General features: G+C 71.7%; 15 protein-coding genes. 9 read left to right on the forward strand and 6 right to left on the reverse strand.

The window, feature by feature from the left end:
• The 3 genes from AB0924_RS28940 to glgB form a co-directional block, all read left to right on the forward strand.
• Positions 1–579 (forward strand): alpha-glucosidase C-terminal domain-containing protein (locus tag AB0924_RS28940; RefSeq protein ID WP_366912937.1); only part of this gene is annotated, 579 nt, incomplete at its 5' end.
• A gap of 96 nt (positions 580–675) precedes the next feature.
• The gene (locus AB0924_RS28945; RefSeq protein ID WP_358936060.1) at positions 676–2091 is read left to right on the forward strand and encodes a phosphotransferase; all 1416 of its coding nucleotides are present in this window, start codon (positions 676–678) and stop codon (positions 2089–2091) included.
• Positions 2088–4442, forward strand: coding sequence for a 1,4-alpha-glucan branching enzyme (gene glgB, locus AB0924_RS28950; protein WP_358936058.1), 2355 nt, complete (start codon positions 2088–2090; stop codon positions 4440–4442). Before AB0924_RS28945 ends, glgB begins: the two co-directional genes overlap by 4 nt.
• Positions 4443–4463: 21 nt before the next feature.
• On the opposite strand, the gene AB0924_RS28955 is transcribed toward glgB, so the two are convergent.
• From AB0924_RS28955 to AB0924_RS28975, 5 genes are all read right to left on the reverse strand, one after another.
• On the reverse strand, positions 4464–6707 hold the full coding sequence (locus AB0924_RS28955) for a UvrD-helicase domain-containing protein (RefSeq protein ID WP_366912977.1): 2244 nt from the start codon (positions 6705–6707) through the stop codon (positions 4464–4466).
• Positions 6708–6878: 171 nt separating this feature from the next.
• On the reverse strand, positions 6879–7211 hold the full coding sequence (gene trxA, locus AB0924_RS28960; protein WP_358936055.1) for a thioredoxin: 333 nt from the start codon (positions 7209–7211) through the stop codon (positions 6879–6881).
• A complete protein-coding gene (locus AB0924_RS28965; protein ID WP_366912938.1) occupies positions 7208–7672 on the reverse strand; it encodes a MerR family transcriptional regulator in 465 nt (154 codons plus the stop codon). The genes trxA and AB0924_RS28965 overlap by 4 nt, the downstream gene beginning before the upstream one ends.
• Before the next feature lie 29 nt (positions 7673–7701).
• Positions 7702–8484, reverse strand: a complete 783-nt coding sequence (locus AB0924_RS28970) for a DUF2127 domain-containing protein (RefSeq protein ID WP_366912939.1) — start codon at positions 8482–8484, stop codon at positions 7702–7704.
• A gap of 183 nt (positions 8485–8667) precedes the next feature.
• Complete coding sequence (locus AB0924_RS28975; RefSeq protein WP_358936077.1) at positions 8668–10086, reverse strand: cation:dicarboxylase symporter family transporter; 1419 nt, start codon at positions 10084–10086, stop codon at positions 8668–8670.
• Positions 10087–10204: 118 nt separating this feature from the next.
• On the opposite strand from AB0924_RS28975, the gene AB0924_RS28980 reads away from it, so the two are divergent.
• From AB0924_RS28980 to AB0924_RS28990, 3 genes are all read left to right on the forward strand, one after another.
• The gene (locus tag AB0924_RS28980; RefSeq protein ID WP_366912940.1) at positions 10205–11827 is read left to right on the forward strand and encodes a sensor histidine kinase; all 1623 of its coding nucleotides are present in this window, start codon (positions 10205–10207) and stop codon (positions 11825–11827) included.
• Positions 11824–12528, forward strand: a complete 705-nt coding sequence (locus tag AB0924_RS28985) for a response regulator (RefSeq protein ID WP_358936047.1) — start codon at positions 11824–11826, stop codon at positions 12526–12528. The genes AB0924_RS28980 and AB0924_RS28985 overlap by 4 nt, the downstream gene beginning before the upstream one ends.
• Before the next feature lie 176 nt (positions 12529–12704).
• Entirely contained in the window at positions 12705–13430 is a 726-nt protein-coding gene (locus AB0924_RS28990) for a helix-turn-helix transcriptional regulator (RefSeq protein WP_366912941.1), read from the forward strand.
• 16 nt (positions 13431–13446) lie between these two features.
• Here the strand turns inward: AB0924_RS28990 and AB0924_RS28995 are convergent, their stop codons facing one another.
• On the reverse strand, positions 13447–14472 hold the full coding sequence (locus AB0924_RS28995; RefSeq protein ID WP_366912942.1) for an ATP-dependent 6-phosphofructokinase: 1026 nt from the start codon (positions 14470–14472) through the stop codon (positions 13447–13449).
• Positions 14473–14677: 205 nt separating this feature from the next.
• Here AB0924_RS28995 and pta point away from each other — a divergent pair, with 205 nt between their 5' ends.
• From pta to pyk, 3 genes are all read left to right on the forward strand, one after another.
• Positions 14678–16822, forward strand: coding sequence for a phosphate acetyltransferase (pta, locus tag AB0924_RS29000; protein WP_358936041.1), 2145 nt, complete (start codon positions 14678–14680; stop codon positions 16820–16822).
• Positions 16819–18030, forward strand: coding sequence for an acetate kinase (locus AB0924_RS29005; RefSeq protein WP_358936039.1), 1212 nt, complete (start codon positions 16819–16821; stop codon positions 18028–18030). Before pta ends, AB0924_RS29005 begins: the two co-directional genes overlap by 4 nt.
• 99 nt (positions 18031–18129) lie before the next feature.
• Positions 18130–19557, forward strand: a complete 1428-nt coding sequence (gene pyk / locus AB0924_RS29010) for a pyruvate kinase (protein ID WP_358936037.1) — start codon at positions 18130–18132, stop codon at positions 19555–19557.
• The last annotated feature ends 10 nt before the right edge of the window (positions 19558–19567 follow it).

Here is a 19567-nt window from a genome sequence, read left to right on the forward strand (position 1 = left end):
CAGATCGAGCTGTTCACCGCCCTGCTGCTGTCCCTGCCCGGCTCGCCCATCCTGTACTACGGCGACGAGATCGGCATGGGCGACAACATCTGGCTGGGCGACCGCGACGCCGTCCGCACCCCCATGCAGTGGACCCCCGACCGCAACGCGGGCTTCTCGTCGTCGGATCCGGGGCGTCTGTTCCTGCCCACCATCATGGACCCGGTCTACGGCTACCAGGTCACCAACGTCGAGGCGTCCATGTCGTCGCCCTCGTCGCTGCTGCACTTCACCCGCCGCATGATCGAGATCCGCAAGCAGAACCCCGCCTTCGGGCTCGGGTCCTACACCGAGCTGCAGTCCTCGAACCCGGCGGTGATCGCCTTCCTGCGCGAATACGAGGACGACCTGGTGCTGTGCGTGCACAACTTCTCGCGGTTCGCGCAGCCCACGGAGCTGGACCTCAGGCCGTTCACCGGGCGCCACCCGGTCGAGCTGTTCGGCGGGGTGCGGTTCCCGGCCATCGGTGAACTGCCGTACTTGCTGACCCTCGCGGGCCACGGCTTCTACTGGTTCCGGCTGCGCCGGGACGCGGCGTAGTCCCCATCGGGTGGGGCGGCCGGCGGTTTCCGCCGCCCCACCCTGGGCACGCAACAACCACACCCCCGACGATCCGGGGAAAGGAACGTGACGCCCATGGCGGAAACGGTCACCCCCTTCGGCACCGACCGCACGACCGGCCACCTCCTCACATCGCTCGATCCACTGCTGCGCGAGTGGCTGCCCCGGCAGCGCTGGTTCGCGGGCAAGGGACGCCCGGTCACCGGGTTCACCCAGGTGGCCGTCACCGAACTGCTGCCCCCCGAAGGCCGGCTGGGTCTCTACCACCTGCTGCTGCGGGTGCACCAGCCGCCCGTACTGGGCGCGCCACCGCACCCCGGTGACTGCTACCAGCTGCTGATAGGCGTGCGCGAGGCGCTGCCGCCCCGGCTGGCGCCCGCGCTGATCGGGCATGTGGAGCAGGGTCCGCTCGCCGGACGCACGGTGTACGAGGCCCTGTACGACCCCCGGCCCGCCGAGGTGCTCCTGGAGGCCCTGCGCTCCCGGGCGCGCATCGGCGGGCTGCGGTTCGAACGGGACCCGGACCAGGAGATCAGGAGCGGCCTCGTACCCCGGCTGATGACCGCGGAGCAGTCCAACTCGTCCGTCGTGTACGGCGATACGTTCATCCTGAAGCTGCTGCGCCGGGTGGTCCCGGGGATCAACCCCGACCTGGAGATACCGCTCGCCCTGGCCCGCGAGGGCTGCGACCGGGTGCCGGCGCCTACGGCGTGGCTGCTCGCCGGGGCGGACCCGGAGCCGTACGTCCTGGCCGTGCTCCAGCCGTTCCTGAACGGCGCGGACGACGGCTGGGAGCTGGCGCTGCGCGAACTGGCCAAGGGCGAGGACTTCGTCGCCGAGGCCCGGGCACTCGGCCGGGCGACCGCCGAGGTGCACACCGCGCTGGCTCGCGCCCTGCCGACGGTCACCCTGGGCCAGGCCCAGCTCCGGCTGCTGGTGGACGGCATGACCGAGCGGCTGGAGGCGGCGGTACGGGCGGTGCCGGCGCTGCTGCCGTACGAGCGCGGGCTGCGTTCCGCCTTCGAGGCGCTGGCGGACCTGGCCGCCGAGGGGCACACCTGGACCGCCCAGCGCGTCCACGGCGATCTGCACCTCGGCCAGTGCCTGCGCTCGCCGTCCGGCACCTGGTCGCTGATCGACTTCGAGGGCGAGCCGGCCCGGCCGCTGGCCGAGCGGCGCATGCCGCAGCCGCCGGTACGGGACATCGCCGGGATGCTGCGCTCCTTCGACTACGCCGCCCACTCGGTGAACCCGCCCGCGCCGGACTGGGCGCGACACTGCCGGTCCGCCTACTGCTCCGGGTACGCGGAGGTCGCGGGCCGCGATCCGCGCACCGACCCGGTGCTGCTGCGCGCCTACGAGACCGACAAGGCCGTCTACGAAGTCGTCTACGAGGCCCGTCACCGCCCCGAGTGGCTGCCCGTGCCGCTCGCCGCGGTCCGCCGCCTCGCCACGTCCGACCCGACCCTCGCCCGGGAGAACCGTCCGTGACGTCCAAGAAGCCAGTCACCTCGAAGAACAAGTCAGGCAAGAGCAAGACGGACAAGAGCAAGGCGGACAGGCGCACGGTGGCCAGGCCCACCGGTGACCGGGCCGCGATCCCGGCCGCCCGCAGGCCCGAACCGCCGGACCGGCCGGGCCCGGCGGAGGTGGCGGTCTCCCCCGCGATCGACGCCGGTGACCGCGAGCGGCTGCTGCACGGCACGCACCACGCCCCGCACTCCGTGCTCGGCGCCCACCCGGTCCCCGGCGGTGTCGCCTTCCGGGCCTTCCGCCCCTACGCCCAGGCGGTCACCGTGGTCTCCGGGGACCTGCGGGCGGAGCTGCACGACGACGGCGACGGCTTCTTCTCCGGGCTGCTCCCGCTCACCGACGTCCCCGCCTACCGGCTGCTCGTCACGTACGACGGCACCGTCCACGAGACGGAGGACGCCTACCGGTTCCTGCCCACGCTGGGCGAGCTGGACCTGCACCTGATCGGCGAGGGCCGGCACGAGCAGCTCTGGCGGGCGCTCGGCGCGCACATCACGACGCACCAGGGGGTGACGGGCACCCGGTTCTCGGTGTGGGCGCCGAACGCGCGGGGTGTCCGGGTGGCCGGAACCTTCAACTTCTGGGACGCCGCGGCCTTCCCGATGCGCTCGCTCGGCTCCTCGGGCGTCTGGGAGCTGTTCGTGCCGGGTGTCGGCGAGGGCGAGCTGTACAAGTTCGAGATCACCCGCCCGGACGGCTCGCGCACCCTCAGGGCCGACCCGTTGGCCCGCCGCACCGAGGTCCCGCCCGCGACCTCCTCCATCGTGCACGCTTCGCACCACGAGTGGGGCGACGCCCAGTGGCTGGCCCGGCGGGCCGACACCCCGGTCCACGAGGCGCCGTTCTCCGTGTACGAGGTCCACCTGCCCTCCTGGCGTCCGGGCCTGACCTACCGGCAGCTCGCCGAGCAGCTCCCCGCCTACGTGACGGAGATGGGCTTCACCCATGTGGAGCTGATGCCGGTCGCCGAGCACCCGTTCGGCGGCTCCTGGGGCTACCAGGTCACCGGCTTCTACGCGCCCACGGCGCGCCTCGGCACCCCGGACGACTTCAAGTACCTGGTGGACCGGCTGCACCAGGCGGGCATCGGCGTCCTGATGGACTGGGTGCCGGCGCACTTCCCGCGCGACGCGTGGGCGCTGGCGGAGTTCGACGGACGCCCCCTGTACGAGCACCACGACCCGCTGCGCGCCGCCCACCCCGACTGGGGCACCCTGGAGTTCGACTTCGGCCGCCGCGAGGTGCGCAACTTCCTGGTGGCGAACGCGGTGTACTGGTGCGAGGAGTTCCACATCGACGGGCTGCGGGTGGACGCCGTGGCCTCGATGCTCTACCTGGACTACTCGCGCGAGGCCGGCCAGTGGACGCCGAACGAGCACGGCGGCCGGGAGAACCTGGACGCGGTCGCCTTCCTCCAGGAGATGAACGCCACGGTCTACCGGCGCTGCCCGGGAGTGGTGACCATCGCGGAGGAGTCGACGGCCTGGGACGGCGTCACCCGCCCCACCCACCAGCAGGGCCCGAGCGGCTTCGGCGGCCTCGGCTTCGGGCTGAAGTGGAACATGGGCTGGATGCACGACTCGCTGGAGTACATGAGCCATGAGCCGGTGCACCGCAGCTACCACCACCACGAGATGACCTTCTCGATGGTGTACGCGTACAGCGAGAACTACGTGCTGCCCATCTCCCACGACGAGGTCGTGCACGGCAAGCGGTCGCTGGTGTCGAAGATGCCGGGCGACTGGTGGCAGCAGCGCGCGAACCTGCGGGCCTACCTCGGCTTCATGTGGGCGCACCCGGGCAAGCAACTTCTCTTCATGGGGCAGGAGTTCGCCCAGGGCGCCGAGTGGTCCGAGGCGCACGGCCCCGACTGGTGGCTGCTAGACCCGGCCTACGGCGCCGAGGGCGACCACCGGGGCGTGCGGGACCTGGTGCGGGACCTGAACGCAAGCTACCGGACCACTCCGGCGCTGTGGCAGCGGGACACCGATCCGGCCGGCTTCCAGTGGGTCACCGGTGACGCGGTGGACGACAACGTCTTCGCGTTCCTGCGTCTCGACGCCGAGGGGAATCCGCTGCTCGCGGTGTCCCATCTGGCGCCGGTGGTGCGGCACGACTACCGGATCGGTGTACCGGAGGACGTCCCGGCGTGGGTGGAGGTGCTGAACAGTGACGCGGGGCGGTACGGCGGGAGTGACGTCGTCAATCCGGACGCGGTCAAGCCGGAGCCGCAGGGCGCGCACGGGCGTCCCGCGAGCATCCGGCTGACGCTGCCTCCGCTGGCCACGGTGTGGCTGCGGCCTGCGTAGGGTCTCCGCCCCCGCCGCTCGTCAGACGCCGGAGGGGCTGGTTCGGTTCAGCCCCGCCGGCAGGTCACCGGTGTGGAGCACGCCGAGGTGCTGGGTGGCGCGGGTGAGGGCCACGTAGAGGTCGCTGGTGCCGTAGCGGGCCGGTTCCACGACCAGGACCGAGTCGAACTCCAGGCCCTTCGACTGGCGGGGGTCGAGGAGGACGACGGTGTGGGTGAGGTCGGGTTCCGCGCCCGCCGTCACGCCGTCGAGCCGGGCGGCCAGCGCCCGGTGCAGCTCGCGCGGGGCGATGACCGCGAGCCGGCCCTCGGCCGGGGTGAGTTCGGCGACCGCCTTGGCGACCGCGCCGGGCAGGTCGCCGCCCGCGTCCCGCACCCAGGGCCGTACCCCCGTCGAGCGCACCGAGCTGGGCGGCTCGAAGTCCGGGTGCTCGGCACGGACCACGGCTGCGGCGAGGTCCATGATCTCGGCCGGCGTGCGGTAGTTGACGCCGAGCCGGGTGTGTTCCCAGCGGTCCTCGACATAGGGGGCGAGGATGTCCGCCCAGGAGCCGACACCGGCCGCCTCGGCGGTCTGGACGGGGTCGCCGACCAGGGTCATCGAGCGGGTCGGGCTGCGCCGCATCAGCAGCCGCCAGGCCATCGGCGACAGCTCCTGCGCCTCGTCCACGATGATGTGGCCGAACGCCCAGGTCCGGTCGGCGGCGGCCCGCTCGGCGGCGCTGCGGTGGTCGGCCTCCTCGTGCCGCTCGGCGAACCGCTCGGCGTCGATGATGTCGTGGGCCGACAGGACCTCGCTGGCGTCCGGGTCACTGTCTTCCTTGTCCTCGAACTCGTAGGTGCGGGAGGCGTAGGAGACGTCGAGCACGCCCTGCGCGTAGGCGACCTGCGTCTCCCGCTCGCGTTCGGCGCGGGCCCTGGCGATCCGGTCGTCCTCCCCGAGGAGTTCGGCCGCCTCGTCGAGGAGGGGCACGTCGGCGACGGTCCAGGACCGGGTAACCGGGCGGCGGATCGCGTCGGCGTCGGCGCGGGGCAGGTAGCCGTCCGGCTCGGCGAGGAAGTCGGCGACCAGACGCCGCGGGGTGATCCGGGGCCACAGCAGGTCGATGGCGGACCAGACCTCGGGGTTCTCGGCCAGTTCGTCGCGGATCTGGGTGACGTCGGCGGGGTCCAGCAGGCTGCCGCCGTCGTACGGGTCGGTGCCCACGCGCTCGGCGTACAGCTCGGTGAGCGTGTTGAGGATGTGCCCCTCGAAGTACTCGCGGGCCGCGTTGTGCGGCAGCCCGGCGGCGCGGGTGCGCTCACGGGCGACGCTCACGAGTCCGTCGTCCAGCATCAGCACCTCGCGGTCGTGCTCGACGGTGACGACCGGATCGGGCAGGGCCTGCCGGTCGCGTACGACGGCGGCGAGCACGTCGGCCATGTCGGCGCGGCCCTTCACGGCGGCCGCCTCGGGCGTGTCGGTGGCGGTGGCCCGTACCCCGGGGAACAGCTCGCCGACGGTGGCCAGCAGTACGCCGGTCTCGCCGAGGGAGGGCAGCACCTCGCCGATGTAGCCGAGGAAGGCGGGGTTGGGGCCGACGATGAGCACGGCGCGGCGGGCCAGCAGCTCCCGGTGCTCGTAGAGCAGGTAGGCCGCCCGGTGCAGCGCCACGGCGGTCTTGCCGGTGCCGGGGCCGCCCTCGACCACCAGCACCCCGCGGTGCGGGGCCCGGATGATCTCGTCCTGCTCGGCCTGGATGGTCTGCACGATGTCGCTCATCCGGCCGGTGCGCGCCGAGCCCAGCGCGGCCAGCAGGACCGCGTCGCCGCTGGGGTCCTCGTGGCCGGTGCGGGTGGCGTCGCCGAGGTCGAGGATCTCATCGTGCAGCGAGGTCACGGTCCGGCCGTCGGTGGTGAGGTGCCGGCGGCGGCGCAGTCCCATGGGGGTGTGGCCGGTGGCCACGTAGAAGGGACGGGCGACGTCGGCCCGCCAGTCGATGAGGACCGGGGTGCGCTCGGCGTCGTCCTCGCGCAGCCCGATCCGGCCGATGTGGTGGCTGACACCGGAGGTCAGGTCGATCCGGCCGAAGCAGAGCGAACCGTCCACCGCGTTCAGCGCGGCGAGCAGCCCGGAGCGCTCGGCGACCAGGATGTCCCGCTCCAGCCGGGCCTGCATGGGCTTGTCGCCCTGCGCGAGGGCGTCCGCGACCGAGGACTCGGCCTCGCCGCGCAGCTCGTCGACGCGCGCGTACAGTCCGTCGATGAATTCCTGCTCACGCCGCAATTCACCGTCCGGATATTCGGTGTTTGACAATTCCGCTCCCGCCCGGATATACTCTGCTCAGTGAACTTCACCGCGCCTTCGTCCAAATGAAGTCGCGAATCACTGAATATACGCAGAGAAATCCCCCGAGCACAATTGCTCAGGGGATTTTTTGGTGTGCGGGGGCCGCTTTCAGAGCACGTCGGCCAGCTCCTCCAGCAGCCGCCGCTTGGGCCGCGCCCCCACCATCGCCTTCACCGGCTCGCCGTCCCGGAACACCATGAACGTCGGCATCGACAGCACCTTGTACGCGTTCGTGGTCTCGGGGTTGGTGTCCACGTCGAGCTGCACCACCTTCAGCCGGCCGTCCTGCTCGGACGCCAGGTCGCTGAGCACCGGCCCCATCTGGCGGCACGGCGGGCACCAGTCGGCGGTGAACTCCACCAGCACCGGCAGATCCGCCCGGAGCACCTCCGTCCCGAAGTCGGCGTCCCGCACCTCGGCCACACCCGCAGCCTTGATCATTTCTCCCGCCCTCCCAGTTCGCACAGGGGTTCCGGACCGCCCGGAACCAGCGACTCGGCGGCCAGCGCCTCCCGGGCCCTCCCCCACTCTCGGCTTCGCTCGAGCGGGGGGACCCCCACGGTCCGCCCGAGCCGCCCGGCGACCGTCTCCCGCACCGCCGTGAGCTGCCCGATGAGCGCGTCCAGCTCGTCCAGCTTGCGCCGGTAGACCACCAGGGACGCCGGACAGGAGTCGCCCTCCGGGTGCCCGGCCCGCAGGCACTCCACGAACGGCCGCGTCTCCTCCAGGTCGAACCCGCAGTCCTGGAGGGTCCGGATCTGGCGCACCAGCCTGAGGTCGCCCTCGTCATAGGTGCGGTGTCCCTTGCCGTCGCGCCGGGCGGGCAGCAGCCCCCGCGTCTCGTAGTAGCGCAGGGCGCGGGTGGTGGTCCCGGCCCGTGCGGCCAGCTCGCCGATTCGCATGGGTACGACGGTAGGTGTTGACGTCGGCGTCAAGGCAAGGGCCGGTCGTGGGCGGCCATTCCGGCCGACTCCTCCACCTCCAGCAGCGAGGCGCTGTGCCGCTCCTCCTCGAACTTCCGGCGTCCGCCGCGCAGGCCGAACAGGCGCTTGGTCAGCGCGATGTAGAGGACCGCGAGGATGTTGAGGACGAGGGTGGCGATCTTCAGCCAGCTGATGTGCTCGGTCAGTTCGTAGATCTCCAGCGGCAGGAAGGCGGCCGTGGCGACCACCGTCAGGTACTCCGCCCAGCGCTTGGCGTACCAGAGGCCCACCGCCTCGACCAGTTCGATCAGCGCGTAGGCCAGCAGCAGTGCCGCCACCAGCAGCAGCGTGGACTGCCGGTAGCCGAAGACCTTCTGCAGGGAGCCGACCACCGGGGAGTGGTCGAGGTCGTAGTGGAAGTGCCGGAACACCGGGCGGAAGACGTTCAGGTACTCGTCGAAGAGCCGGCGCACCGCGTTCCGGCTGTTGCTGAACTTCCACACGGCGACCGCGACCAGCACGATGAACACCCCGCGCACGGCCCGCTCGACCGCCAGGAAGCGCAGGACGAACAGATCCCGCAGCACCTTCCCGCGCGGCACCAGCGGTGCGTCCTCGGCCGGCCCCGAGGCGTGCGGCTCGCCGAGCACGAAGTCGCCGCAGCGCAGGCAGCGCCAGACGTCCCCGAGTTCCGTCCGGGCGTGCAGCCGCACCCGCAGCCGGGGGTCGTCCGGCGCGTAGGTGACATGGCCGTTGCGCGCGCAGGTCCGCCGGTCCCAGTCGATCTTCATCCCCCGTGCCCTGCCTTTCGTACCGCGTTCGGGAACGAGCACCGACGTGCCGCTCCGGTCGACCGGAACGGCACGTTAGTGGATGGGAGCCGGGCGGCCGGGTCACGGGGGGAGACCCGGCCGCCCGGGGTCGGCCGGACGCCCGGCCCGGTTCAGGCGGGGCCGGGCGTCCGGAGTCTCGGATCAGGCCTTGGCCAGCTCCTTCTCGTCGCCCTCGCGGGGCTCGGGCAGCCCGGTGGCGGCGGACCGCTGCTCGTCCAGCAGCGTCGTCTCGTCGAAGGGGAGGTCACCGGCCAGCACCTGCCGCACCCGGCCGTTGTCGATCTCCTTGGTCCAGGTGCCGATCAGCACGGTGGCCACGGCGTTGCCGGCGAAGTTGGTCAGGGCGCGGGCCTCGCTCATGAACCGGTCGATGCCGACGATCAGGCCGACGCCGTCGACCAGCGCGGGCTTGTGCGACTGCAGGCCGCCGGCCAGCGTGGCCAGGCCGGCGCCGCTGACGCCCGCGGCGCCCTTGGAGGCCAGCAGCAGGAAGAGCAGCAGCGGGATCTGCTCGCCGACCGACATCGGGGTGCCCAGGGCGTCCGCGATGTACAGCGAGGCCATGGTCATGTAGATCATCGTGCCGTCGAGGTTGAACGAGTAGCCGGTCGGCACGGTGATGCCGACGACCGGCTTGCTGATGCCCAGGTGCTCCATCTTCGCGATGAGCCGCGGCAGCGCGGACTCCGAGGAGGAGGTGGACAGGATCAGCAGGAACTCCCGGGCGAGGTACTTGAACAGGGAGAAGACGTTCACACCGGCGACGATCCGCAGCAAGGCGCCGAGCACGATGAAGACGAACAGGAAGCAGGTCACGTAGAAGCCGAGCATCAGCACGGCGAGGCTCTTCAGCGCGTCCAGGCCGGCCGAGCCGACGACGGCCGCGATGGCGCCGAAGGCGCCGATGGGGGCGGCCCACATGACCATGGACAGGATGCGGAAGACCAGCCGCTGGATGTGCTCGACACCGCGCAGCACCGGCTGCCCCGCCGAGCCCATGGCCTGCAGCGCGAACCCGGTGAGCAGGGCGATCAGCAGGGTCTGCAGGACCTGGCCCTCGGTGAAGGCGGACACGAACGTGACCGGGATGATCGACAGCACGAAGTCGACCGGCGGCAGCGCGTCGGCGGAGACCTGGGCGTGACCGGTCTGCTTGAGCGCGTCGGTCAGGTGCAGCCCGTCCCCGGGGTGCAGCACGTTGCCGACGACGAGCCCGATGGCGAGCGCGACCAGCGACATCACCAGGAAGTAGCCGAGCGCGATACCGCCGACGGCGCCGACCTTCGCGGCCTTGCGCACCGATCCGATGCCCAGCACGATCGTGCAGAAGATGATCGGCGAGATCATCATCTTGATCAGGTTGACGAAGCCGGTGCCCAGCGGCTTCAGCTCGACCGCGGCGTCGGGCCAGATCAGTCCCACGGCGATGCCGAGCGCGACCGCCACGATGACGGCGATGTACAGGTAATGGGTCCGGTCCCGCTTGGCGCGGGGTGCGGCAGGTGCCGTATCGGGGGTGCTGGCGGCCACGGCTGCCCTCCTTGACGTCTTCGTCGGCATCACCGGCGTGCGGCTCACGTCCGGGGTGGGGGATGCCGTGACTATCTCCCGCCCCTGTGAGGGCGGTCACCCTTCCGTTCATTTAGTTCACGCCTGAATGGAGAGGCACACTGCTGGCATGCGCTTCCCGTCCCTCCCCCGGCCCCGCAGCCTGGCGACCCAGCTGTTCGCCGTGCAGGCGGTACTGATCGCGGTGGTGGTGGCCGGGTACGCGCTGTTCACCTACCTCAGCGACGGCCGGCAGGCGGAGGACGCGGCGGCCCGGCACGCGACCGCCGTGGCCCGCTCGATAGCGGACTCCCCGTCGGTCCGCGCGGCGATCCACACCCCCGATCCGACCGAGGAGCTGCAACCGTACGCGGTGCGGGTGATGCGGGACACGAACGTCGACTTCGTGACGATCATGAACCCGTCCGGCATCCGCTGGACCCACCCGGACGAGAAGCAGATCGGCCGGCACTTCCTGGGCCGTATCGCGCCGGCGCGGCAGGGCCGTACCTTCACCGAGACCTACACCGGCACCCTCGGCGCGTCCGTCCGCGCGGTGACCCCGGTGGAGGAGGACGGCCGGGTCATCGGGCTGGTGAGCGCCGGCATCAAGGTGGAGGCGATCAGCGCCCGGGTCCAGGAACAGGTCACCGCCCTGCTGGGGGTGGCCGGCGGGACCCTGCTGCTGGGCGCGGTCGGCACCTACGTGATCAACGCCCGGCTGCGCCGCCACACCCACGGCATGAACGCGACCGAGCTGAGCCGGATGCACGACTACCACCAGGCGGCGCTGCACGCGGTGCGCGAGGGGCTGCTGATGCTGGACGGGCAGTACCGGGTGGCGCTCATCAACGACGGCGGCCGGGAGCTGCTGGGCGTGGGCGAGGCAGGTGACGCGGACCTGATCGGGCGCTCGGTGGCGGACCTGGGCCTGCCGGCCCCGCTGACCGGGGCGTTGCTGTCGTCCGAGCCGCGGGTGGACGAGGTGCACCTGACGGCGTCCAGGGTGCTGGTGGTGAACACCTCGCCGGTGTCGGGCGGAGAGCGCCGGGGCACGGTGGTGACGCTGCGCGACGTGACCGAGCTGCAGTCCCTGATGGGTGAGCTGGACTCGGAGCGGGGCTTCACCCAGGCCCTGCGCTCGCAGGCGCACGAGGCGGCGAACCGCCTGCACACGGTCGTCTCGCTGATCGAGCTGGGCCGGGCCGAGGAGGCGGTGGAGTTCGCGACGGCGGAACTGGAGCTGGCGCAGGCCCTGACCGACCAGGTGGTAGCCGCGGTGAGCGAGCCGGTGCTGGCCGCGCTGCTGCTGGGCAAGACGGCGCAGGCGAACGAGCGGGGCGTGGAGCTGGTGGTGTCGGCGGACAGCCGGCTGGACGACGGGCTGCTCGAGGGCCTGCCCCCGCGCGACCTGGTGACGATCCTCGGCAACCTCATCGACAACGCGGTGGACGCGGCGCAGGGCACCGGCGGGGCACGGGTGACGGTGACGGCGTACGCGCGGGGCACCGAGCTGGTGCTGCGGGTCTCGGACACGGGGACCGGTGTCGACCCGGCCCACGCGGACCTGGTATTCCAGCGGGGGTACTCGACGAAACCTGCGGGGCCCGGCGGACGGGGCCTGGGCCTGGCCCTCGTACGGCAGGCGGTCACGCGTCACGAGGGCGCGCTGACGGTGACGGAGGCCGAGGAGGGCGGCGCGGTGTTCGAGGTGCGGTTGCCGTTGCGCACGGCGGTGGGTGGCGGCGGATGACCGGGGAGCGGCCGACGATCCGGGTCCTCGTGGTGGAGGACGATCCCGTCGCCGCCGACGCGCATGTGATGTACGTCGGGCGGGTGCCGGGGTTCGTCGCGGTCGGCAAGGCGCACACGGGCGCGGAGGCACGCCGGTTCCTGGACCGTACGGCGGTCGACCTGCTGCTGCTCGACCTGCATCTGCCGGACGTGCACGGGCTCCAGCTCGCCCGGTCGCTGCGGGCGGCGGGGCATCACACGGACGTCATAGCGGTGACGTCGGCGCGGGATCTGGCCGTGGTCCGGGAGGGCGTCTCGCTGGGCGTCGTGCAGTACGTCCTGAAGCCGTTCACCTTCGCCACGCTGCGCGACCGGCTGGTGCGGTACGCCGAGTTCCACGCGGCGGTGGGCGAGGCCAGCGGGCAGGACGAGGTGGACCGCGCGCTGGCCGTGCTGCGCGCGCCGTCTCCGGCCGCGCTCCCGAAGGGCCTCAGCGGCCCGACGCTGGAGCGGGTGACCGGCGCCCTCCGGGACGCCCGGGAGGGCCTTGCGGCGACCGGCGTCGCGGAGGCCGTGGGCATCTCCCGGATCACCGCCCGCCGCTACCTGGAGCACCTGGTCGACGCCGGAAGGGCCGAGCGGCGTCCGGTGTACGGCCAGGTGGGCCGGCCGGAACTGGTGTACCGCTGGGTTCCGGAGGCAGCGGCACCGGGCCGGTGACCGCCGCGGCCCGTACGGCCGCGTCACCTCCCGCACCGTCACCTCCCTGACCGCCGCCTTCCGCTCGGGCCGGGACACCGCCCGGCCCATCCGCCGAACGTCCAAAACCGCGCCCGTCCACCACCCGTGATCCTGTTCGAACCGACCGTAGTCACCCCGCCCGTCGCGGCCCTAGCTTGTGCCGGGTGCGCCCATCTCCGCCTCGCCCCGGTCCCGCCGGTCCGCCCGGTCCCCCGTTCGACGCCTCGGCCGCCCGCAGGCTCCGGGCCGCCCTCGGGATGGGGCCCGAGCACGTCGCCCACGGGATGCGGGTCTCGTACGGGCTGCCGTATGTGACGGCCGGCCTCGTCGTCGCCTGGGAGCGCGGCGCCGCCGCCCCGGGCGGCGCTGAACTCACCGCACTCGCCGGGGTGTTGTGGTGTTCTCCGGGAGAGATCGTCAGCCGTCCCCGGACCCTGCGGGAGCACCGCGTCGCCCGTGGGATCGCGCCCGAGGACGTCGCCCGGGCGGTCGGTGTGGAGCTGCGCGGGTATCTGCGGATGGAGGAGAGCGGGCAGTGGCGCGGCGATGAGCGCCGGTCGGCCGCCCTCGCGGAGGTGCTGGAGCTGGCCCCGGCCGACTTCGTGGCCGTCACGGGCCGCGAGGCGGGGCTCGCCGGCCTGCTGCGCGGCGCGGTGACGACGCGCTGGCAGGCCCAGGTGCGGCCGGTGACGCGGCTGGTGCCCCTGGACCGGCGTGTGGTGGAGGAGGTGCTGCGGGAGCTGCACCAGGACTATCAGGGGCGCATGGCCGCCACCCTCGGCTGGGGTGGCGGCGGAAGCGGTGCCGGCGAGTCCGGCCGGGAGTTCCTCGACCGGATCGTGGCCAACTTCTGGACGGCGGTGGAGTCCAGGAGTCCGTAGCGGAGTCCGGCGGTCCCTAGAAGACCGACTCCGCCTCGTCCATGCGGTCCTTCGGGACCGTCTTCAGCTCGGTGACGGCCTCCGCGAGCGGCACCATCACGATGTCGGTGCCGCGCAGCGCGGTCATCCGGCCGAACTCGCCGCGGTGCGCGGCCTCCACGGCGTGCCAGCCGAAGCGGGTGGCGAGGACTCGGTCGTAGGCGGTGGGTACGCCACCGCGCTGGACGTGGCCGAGGATGACCGGCTTGGCCTCCTTGCCGAGGCGCCGCTCCAGCTCGTAGGCCAGCGCGGTGCCGATGCCCTGGAAGCGCTCGTGGCCGTACTGGTCGATCTCGCCCTTGCCGTAGTCCATGCTGCCCTCGGCGGGGTGGGCGCCCTCGGCGACGCAGATGACAGCGAACTTCTTGCCGCGGGCGAAGCGCTCCTCGACCATCTTGACCAGGTCGGCCGGGTTGAAGGGGCGTTCCGGCAGGCAGATGCCGTGGGCGCCGGCGGCCATGCCGGACTCCAGGGCGATCCAGCCGGCGTGCCGGCCCATGACCTCGACGACCATCACGCGCTGGTGGGACTCGGCCGTGGTCTTCAGGCGGTCCATGGCCTCCGTGGCCACGCCGACGGCGGTGTCGAAGCCGAAGGTGCGGTCGGTGGAGGAGATGTCGTTGTCGATGGTCTTCGGGACGCCGACGACCGGCAGACCGGCGTCGGAGAGCATGCGGGCCGCCGTCAGGGTGCCCTCGCCGCCGATCGGGATCAGCGCGTCGATGCCGAACTCCTCGACCATGTCGGCGGCCCCCTCGCAGGCCTCGCGGAGCCGGTCGCGCTGCAGCCGGGAGGAGCCGAGGATGGTGCCGCCGCGGGCCAGGATGCCGCTGACCGCGTCGAGGTCGAGGACGCGGTAGTGGCGGTCGAGCAGACCCCGGTAGCCGTCCTCGAAGCCGATGACCTCGTCGCCGTACTGCGCCACCGCCCGGTGCACGACCGACCGGATCACGGCGTTCAGGCCGGGGCAGTCGCCGCCTGCGGTGAGAACTCCGATGCGCATCGTGCTGTGTCTCCTGCTCGCTGTCGGTACCTGTGAGCCACTGTCGATTGTTTCACGTCCGCCGACCGGGTGATGTCTTGACGGGCGCCTTAACCCTCACCGGGGGTATTGTCAAGAGGGTTCCGCTCACCTGGGCGGGCGATTTTTGTGCCACGGACTTTGTGCCACGGAAGAGACCGGCGAGACAGAGGAACGGAGTGCACACGTGACGCGCAGCGTGTACGTGACCGGCATCGACCGCGGCGACGGCCGCCAGGTGGTCGAGCTGGGGGTCATGGAGCTGCTGACCCGGCAGGTCGACCGGGTGGGAGTGTTCCGGCCACTCGTCCATGACGGGCCCGACCGGATGTTCGAGTTGCTGCGCACGCGGTACCGGCTCTCCCAGGACCCGGCCACCGTCTACGGCATGGACTACGTCGAGGCGTCCGCGCTCCAGGCCGAGCAGGGTACCGACGAACTGGTCTCCACCCTGGTCGACCGCTTCCACCTGGTGGCCCGGGACTACGACGTCGTCCTGGTCCTCGGCACCGACTTCGCCGGCACCCAGCTCCCCGACGAACTGTCCCTGAACGCCCGGCTGGCCAACGAGTTCGGCGCGTCGGTGATCCCGGTGGTGGGCGGCCGCGCACAGCCCGCCGACTCCGTGCGCGCGGAGATCCGCAACGCGTTCCGGGCGTACGACGGGCTCGGCTGCGACGTGCTCGCCATGGTCGCCAACCGGGTGGACCGCGAGGACCGCGACGAGATCGCCCGGCGGCTGGCGGACCGGCTGCCGGTACCCGTGTACGTGCTGCCCGACGAGCCCGCGCTGTCCGCGCCCACGGTCGCGCAGATCGCCCAGACCCTCGGCGCCCGGGTGCTGCTCGGCGACGACTCCGGACTCGCCCGGGACGCGCTGGACTTCGTGTTCGGCGGCGCGATGCTGCCCAACTTCCTGACCGCGCTGACCCCCGGCTGCCTGGTGGTGACCCCGGGCGACCGGGCCGACCTGGTCGTCGGATCGCTGGCCGCGCACAGCGCCGGGACCCCGCCGATAGCCGGCGTGCTGCTCACCCTGGACGAGGTGCCGAGCCAGGAGATCCTCACCCTGGCCGCCCGCCTCGCCCCGGGCACCCCGGTGATCTCCGTCGCCGGCAACAGCTTCCCCACCGCCGGGCGGCTCTTCTCCATGGAGGGGAAGATGACCGCGGCCACCCCGCGCAAGGCGGAGACCGCGCTCGGCCTGTTCGAGCGGTACGCCGACTCCGCGGACCTCGCGGACCGGGTATCGGCCCCGAGCAGCGACCGAGTGACCCCGATGATGTTCGAGCACAAGCTGCTGGAGCAGGCCCGCTCGGACCGGCGCCGGGTCGTCCTGCCGGAGGGTTCCGAGGAGCGGGTGCTGCACGCCGCCGAGGTGCTGCTGCGCCGGGGCGTGTGCGACCTGACCCTGCTCGGCCCGGCCGACCAGATCCGCAAGAAGGCGGCCGACCTGGGCATCGACCTCGGCGACAGCCAGGTGATCGACCCCGCCACCTCCGAGCTGCGCGACGCCTTCGCCGAGCGGTACGCCCAGTTGCGCGCCCACCGCGGCGTGACCGTGGAGCTGGCCTACGACGTCGTGTCGGACGTGAACTACTTCGGCACCCTGATGGTGCAGGAGGGCCTGGCCGACGGCATGGTGTCCGGCTCGGTGCACTCCACGGCAGCCACCATCCGGCCGGCGTTCGAGATCATAAGAGCGAAGGGAGCCGCGCGAAGCGCGTCGGACAGGGCGGTGGCGGGAGACGGGAGGGCCGGGCCGGACTCCTCGATCGTCTCCTCCGTCTTCTTCATGTGCCTGGCCGACAAGGTGCTGGTCTACGGCGACTGCGCGGTCAACCCGGACCCGAACGCCGAGCAACTGGCGGACATCGCCATCCAGTCGGCGGTCACGGCCGCGCGGTTCGGGGTGGAGCCGCGGATCGCGATGCTGTCGTACTCCACGGGTACGTCCGGCTCGGGCGCCGACGTGGACAAGGTGCGCCAGGCCACCGAGCTGGCGCGCTCGCGGCGGCCGGACCTGAAGATCGAGGGGCCGATCCAGTACGACGCGGCCGTGGAGCCGTCCGTGGCAGCCACCAAGCTGCCCGGCTCGGAGGTCGCGGGGCAGGCCACGGTGCTGATCTTCCCCGACCTCAACACCGGCAACAACACCTACAAGGCCGTGCAGCGCTCGGCCGGTGCCATCGCCGTCGGCCCGGTGCTGCAGGGCCTGCGCAAGCCGGTCAACGACCTGTCCCGGGGCGCGCTCGTCCAGGACATCGTCAACACCGTCGCCATCACGGCGATCCAGGCCCAGACCCCCAGCGAGAAGGCGGCCGAGCTGTGACCTCCCCCACCCGAGTCCTCGTCCTCAACTCCGGCTCCTCGTCGGTGAAGTACCAACTGCTGGACATGCGGGACAGCAGCCGGCTGGCGGTGGGGCTGGTCGAGCGGATCGGCGAGCAGACCTCGCGGCTCGAGCACACCTGTGTGAGGAGCGGAGAGACCCGGGAGCAGAGCGGGCCGATCGCCGACCACGACGCGGCGCTGAAGGCCGTCGCCGAGGAGCTGTCCCGGGACGGCGTGGGCCTGGACTCGCCGGAGCTGGCCGCGATCGGGCACCGGGTGGTGCACGGCGGCATGTTCTTCACCGAGCCGACCGTGATCGACGAGGCGGTGCTCACCGAGATCGAGCGGCTGATCCCGGTCGCGCCGCTGCACAACCCGGCCAACCTGACCGGTATCCGCACCGCGACGGCGCTGCGCCCGGACCTGCCCCAGGTGGCCGTCTTCGACACGGCCTTCCACACGACGATGCCGGAGTCCGCGGCGCGCTACGCGATCGACCCGAGGATCGCGGACCGGCACCGCATCCGCCGCTACGGGTTCCACGGCACCTCGCACGCCTACGTCTCCCGCCGGACCGCGCGGCTGCTGGGCAAGGACCCCTCGGAGGTGAACGTCATCGTGCTGCACCTGGGCAACGGCGCCTCGGCGTCCGCGGTCGAGAAGGGACGGTGCGTGGACACCTCGATGGGCCTGACGCCTTTGGAGGGGCTGGTGATGGGTACGCGATCCGGTGATCTGGACCCGGCCGTCATCTTCCATTTGGCTCGTGTCGGCGGAATGTCCATGGACGAGATCGACAGTCTTCTCAACAAGAGGAGCGGTCTGTTCGGTCTGTGCGGGGACAATGACATGCGGGAGATCCGCCGCCGGATCGACGAGGGCGACGAAGAGGCCGCCCTCGCCTTCGACATTTACATTCACCGGCTCAAGAAGTACATCGGCGCCTATTTCGCGGTGCTCGGCCGGGTGGACGCGGTCGCGTTCACGGCCGGGGTCGGCGAGAACGCGGCGCCGGTGCGCGAGGCGGCGATCGCCGGCCTGGAGCCGCTGGGCCTGGCGGTCGACGGCGGGCTGAACGCGGTGCGCGGCGGTGAGCCGCGGCTGATCTCGCCCGCGTCCGCCCGGGTGGCGGTCGCGGTGGTGCCGACCGACGAGGAACTGGAGATCGCGACACGGACCTACGAACTGGTCGGAAAGAAGAGCTGAGCAATACACCGGAGTAACACGCCTGAGCGCATGTCCGCCCATTTGTATCTTCCGCCAGACGGAATATTCCGCAGCGAAACAAACCGATAGGATCGCCCCATGCGCCGTTCGAAAATCGTCTGTACTCTCGGCCCCGCGGTCGACTCCCACGAGATGCTCGTCGCCATGATCGAGGCGGGTATGAATGTGGCCCGTTTCAACTTCAGCCACGGCTCCCACGCCGAGCACCAGACGCGGTACGACCGCGTCCGGGCCGCGTCCAAGGAGACCGGCCGGGCCATCGGTGTCCTCGCCGACCTCCAGGGCCCGAAGATCCGCCTGGAGACCTTCGCCGAGGGCCCGGTCGAACTCGAGCGGGGTGACGAGTTCATCATCACCATCGAGGACGTCCCGGGCGACAAGCACATCTGCGGGACCACCTACAAGGGCCTGCCGGGCGACGTCTCGCGCGGCGACCAGATCCTGATCAACGACGGCAACGTCGAGCTGAAGGTCCTGGACGTCGAGGGTCCCCGGGTGCGGACGATCGTCATCGAGGGCGGTGTGGTCTCCGACCACAAGGGCATCAACCTGCCCGGCACCGCCGTGAACGTGCCCGCGCTGTCCGAGAAGGACGTGGAGGACCTGCGCTTCGCCCTCCGCATGGGCTGCGACATGGTCGCGCTCTCCTTCGTCCGGGACGCCAAGGACGTCAACGACGTGCACCGGGTGATGGACGAGGAAGGCCGCCGGGTCCCGGTGATCGCCAAGGTGGAGAAGCCGCAGGCGGTCGAGAACATGACGGACGTCGTGATGGCGTTCGACGGTGTGATGGTGGCCCGCGGTGACCTGGCCGTCGAGTACCCGCTCGAGAAGGTCCCGATGGTGCAGAAGCGCCTGATCGAGCTGTGCCGGCGCAACGCCAAGCCGGTGATCGTGGCGACCCAGATGATGGAGTCGATGATCACCAACTCCCGCCCGACCCGCGCCGAGGCCTCCGACGTGGCCAACGCGATCCTGGACGGCGCGGACGCGGTCATGCTGTCGGCGGAGTCCTCGGTGGGCGCCTACCCGGTCGAGACCGTCAAGACGATGTCGAAGATCGTCAGGGCGGCCGAGGAGGAGCTGCTCGCCAAGGGCCTGCAGCCCCTCGTCCCCGGCAAGAAGCCGCGCACGCAGGGCGGTTCGGTGGCCCGTGCCGCCGCCGAGATCGCCGACTTCCTCGGCGGCAAGGGCCTGATCGCCTTCACCAAGTCCGGTGACACCGCCCGCCGCCTGTCCCGCTACCGCGCGGCCCAGCCGATCCTGGCCTTCACCACCGACGAGGGCACCCGCAACGAGCTCACGCTGAGCTGGGGCGTGGAGTCCCACATCGTGCCCTTCGTCAACAGCACCGACGAGATGGTCGACATGGTGGACCAGGAGCTGGCCAAGCTGGGCCGCTTCAGCCCCGGTGACACGGTGATCATCACCGCCGGCTCGCCTCCCGGCGTCCCCGGCACCACCAACATGGTCCGGGTGCACCACCTGGGCGGCCAGGGCAACTGACCCGCCCGCC

Origin of the sequence: Streptomyces sp. NPDC047869 (genome assembly GCF_040704065.1) — a bacterium.
Taxonomy (GTDB): Bacteria; Actinomycetota; Actinomycetes; order Streptomycetales; family Streptomycetaceae; genus Streptomyces.

Excerpts from the sequence above, each read along its gene's own strand:
- AB0924_RS28945 (WP_358936060.1), top strand. The coding sequence starts at position 676 with ATGGCGGAAACGGTCACCCCCTTCGGCACCGACCGCACGACCGGCCAC.
- trxA (WP_358936055.1), bottom strand. The coding sequence starts at position 7,211 with ATGATCAAGGCTGCGGGTGTGGCCGAGGTGCGGGACGCCGACTTCGGG.
- AB0924_RS28965 (WP_366912938.1), bottom strand. The coding sequence starts at position 7,672 with ATGCGAATCGGCGAGCTGGCCGCACGGGCCGGGACCACCACCCGCGCC.
- AB0924_RS28970 (WP_366912939.1), bottom strand. The coding sequence starts at position 8,484 with ATGAAGATCGACTGGGACCGGCGGACCTGCGCGCGCAACGGCCATGTC.
- AB0924_RS28975 (WP_358936077.1), bottom strand. The coding sequence starts at position 10,086 with ATGCCGACGAAGACGTCAAGGAGGGCAGCCGTGGCCGCCAGCACCCCC.
- AB0924_RS28980 (WP_366912940.1), top strand. The coding sequence starts at position 10,205 with ATGCGCTTCCCGTCCCTCCCCCGGCCCCGCAGCCTGGCGACCCAGCTG.
- AB0924_RS28985 (WP_358936047.1), top strand. The coding sequence starts at position 11,824 with ATGACCGGGGAGCGGCCGACGATCCGGGTCCTCGTGGTGGAGGACGAT.
- AB0924_RS28995 (WP_366912942.1), bottom strand. The coding sequence starts at position 14,472 with ATGCGCATCGGAGTTCTCACCGCAGGCGGCGACTGCCCCGGCCTGAAC.
- pyk (WP_358936037.1), top strand. The coding sequence starts at position 18,130 with ATGCGCCGTTCGAAAATCGTCTGTACTCTCGGCCCCGCGGTCGACTCC.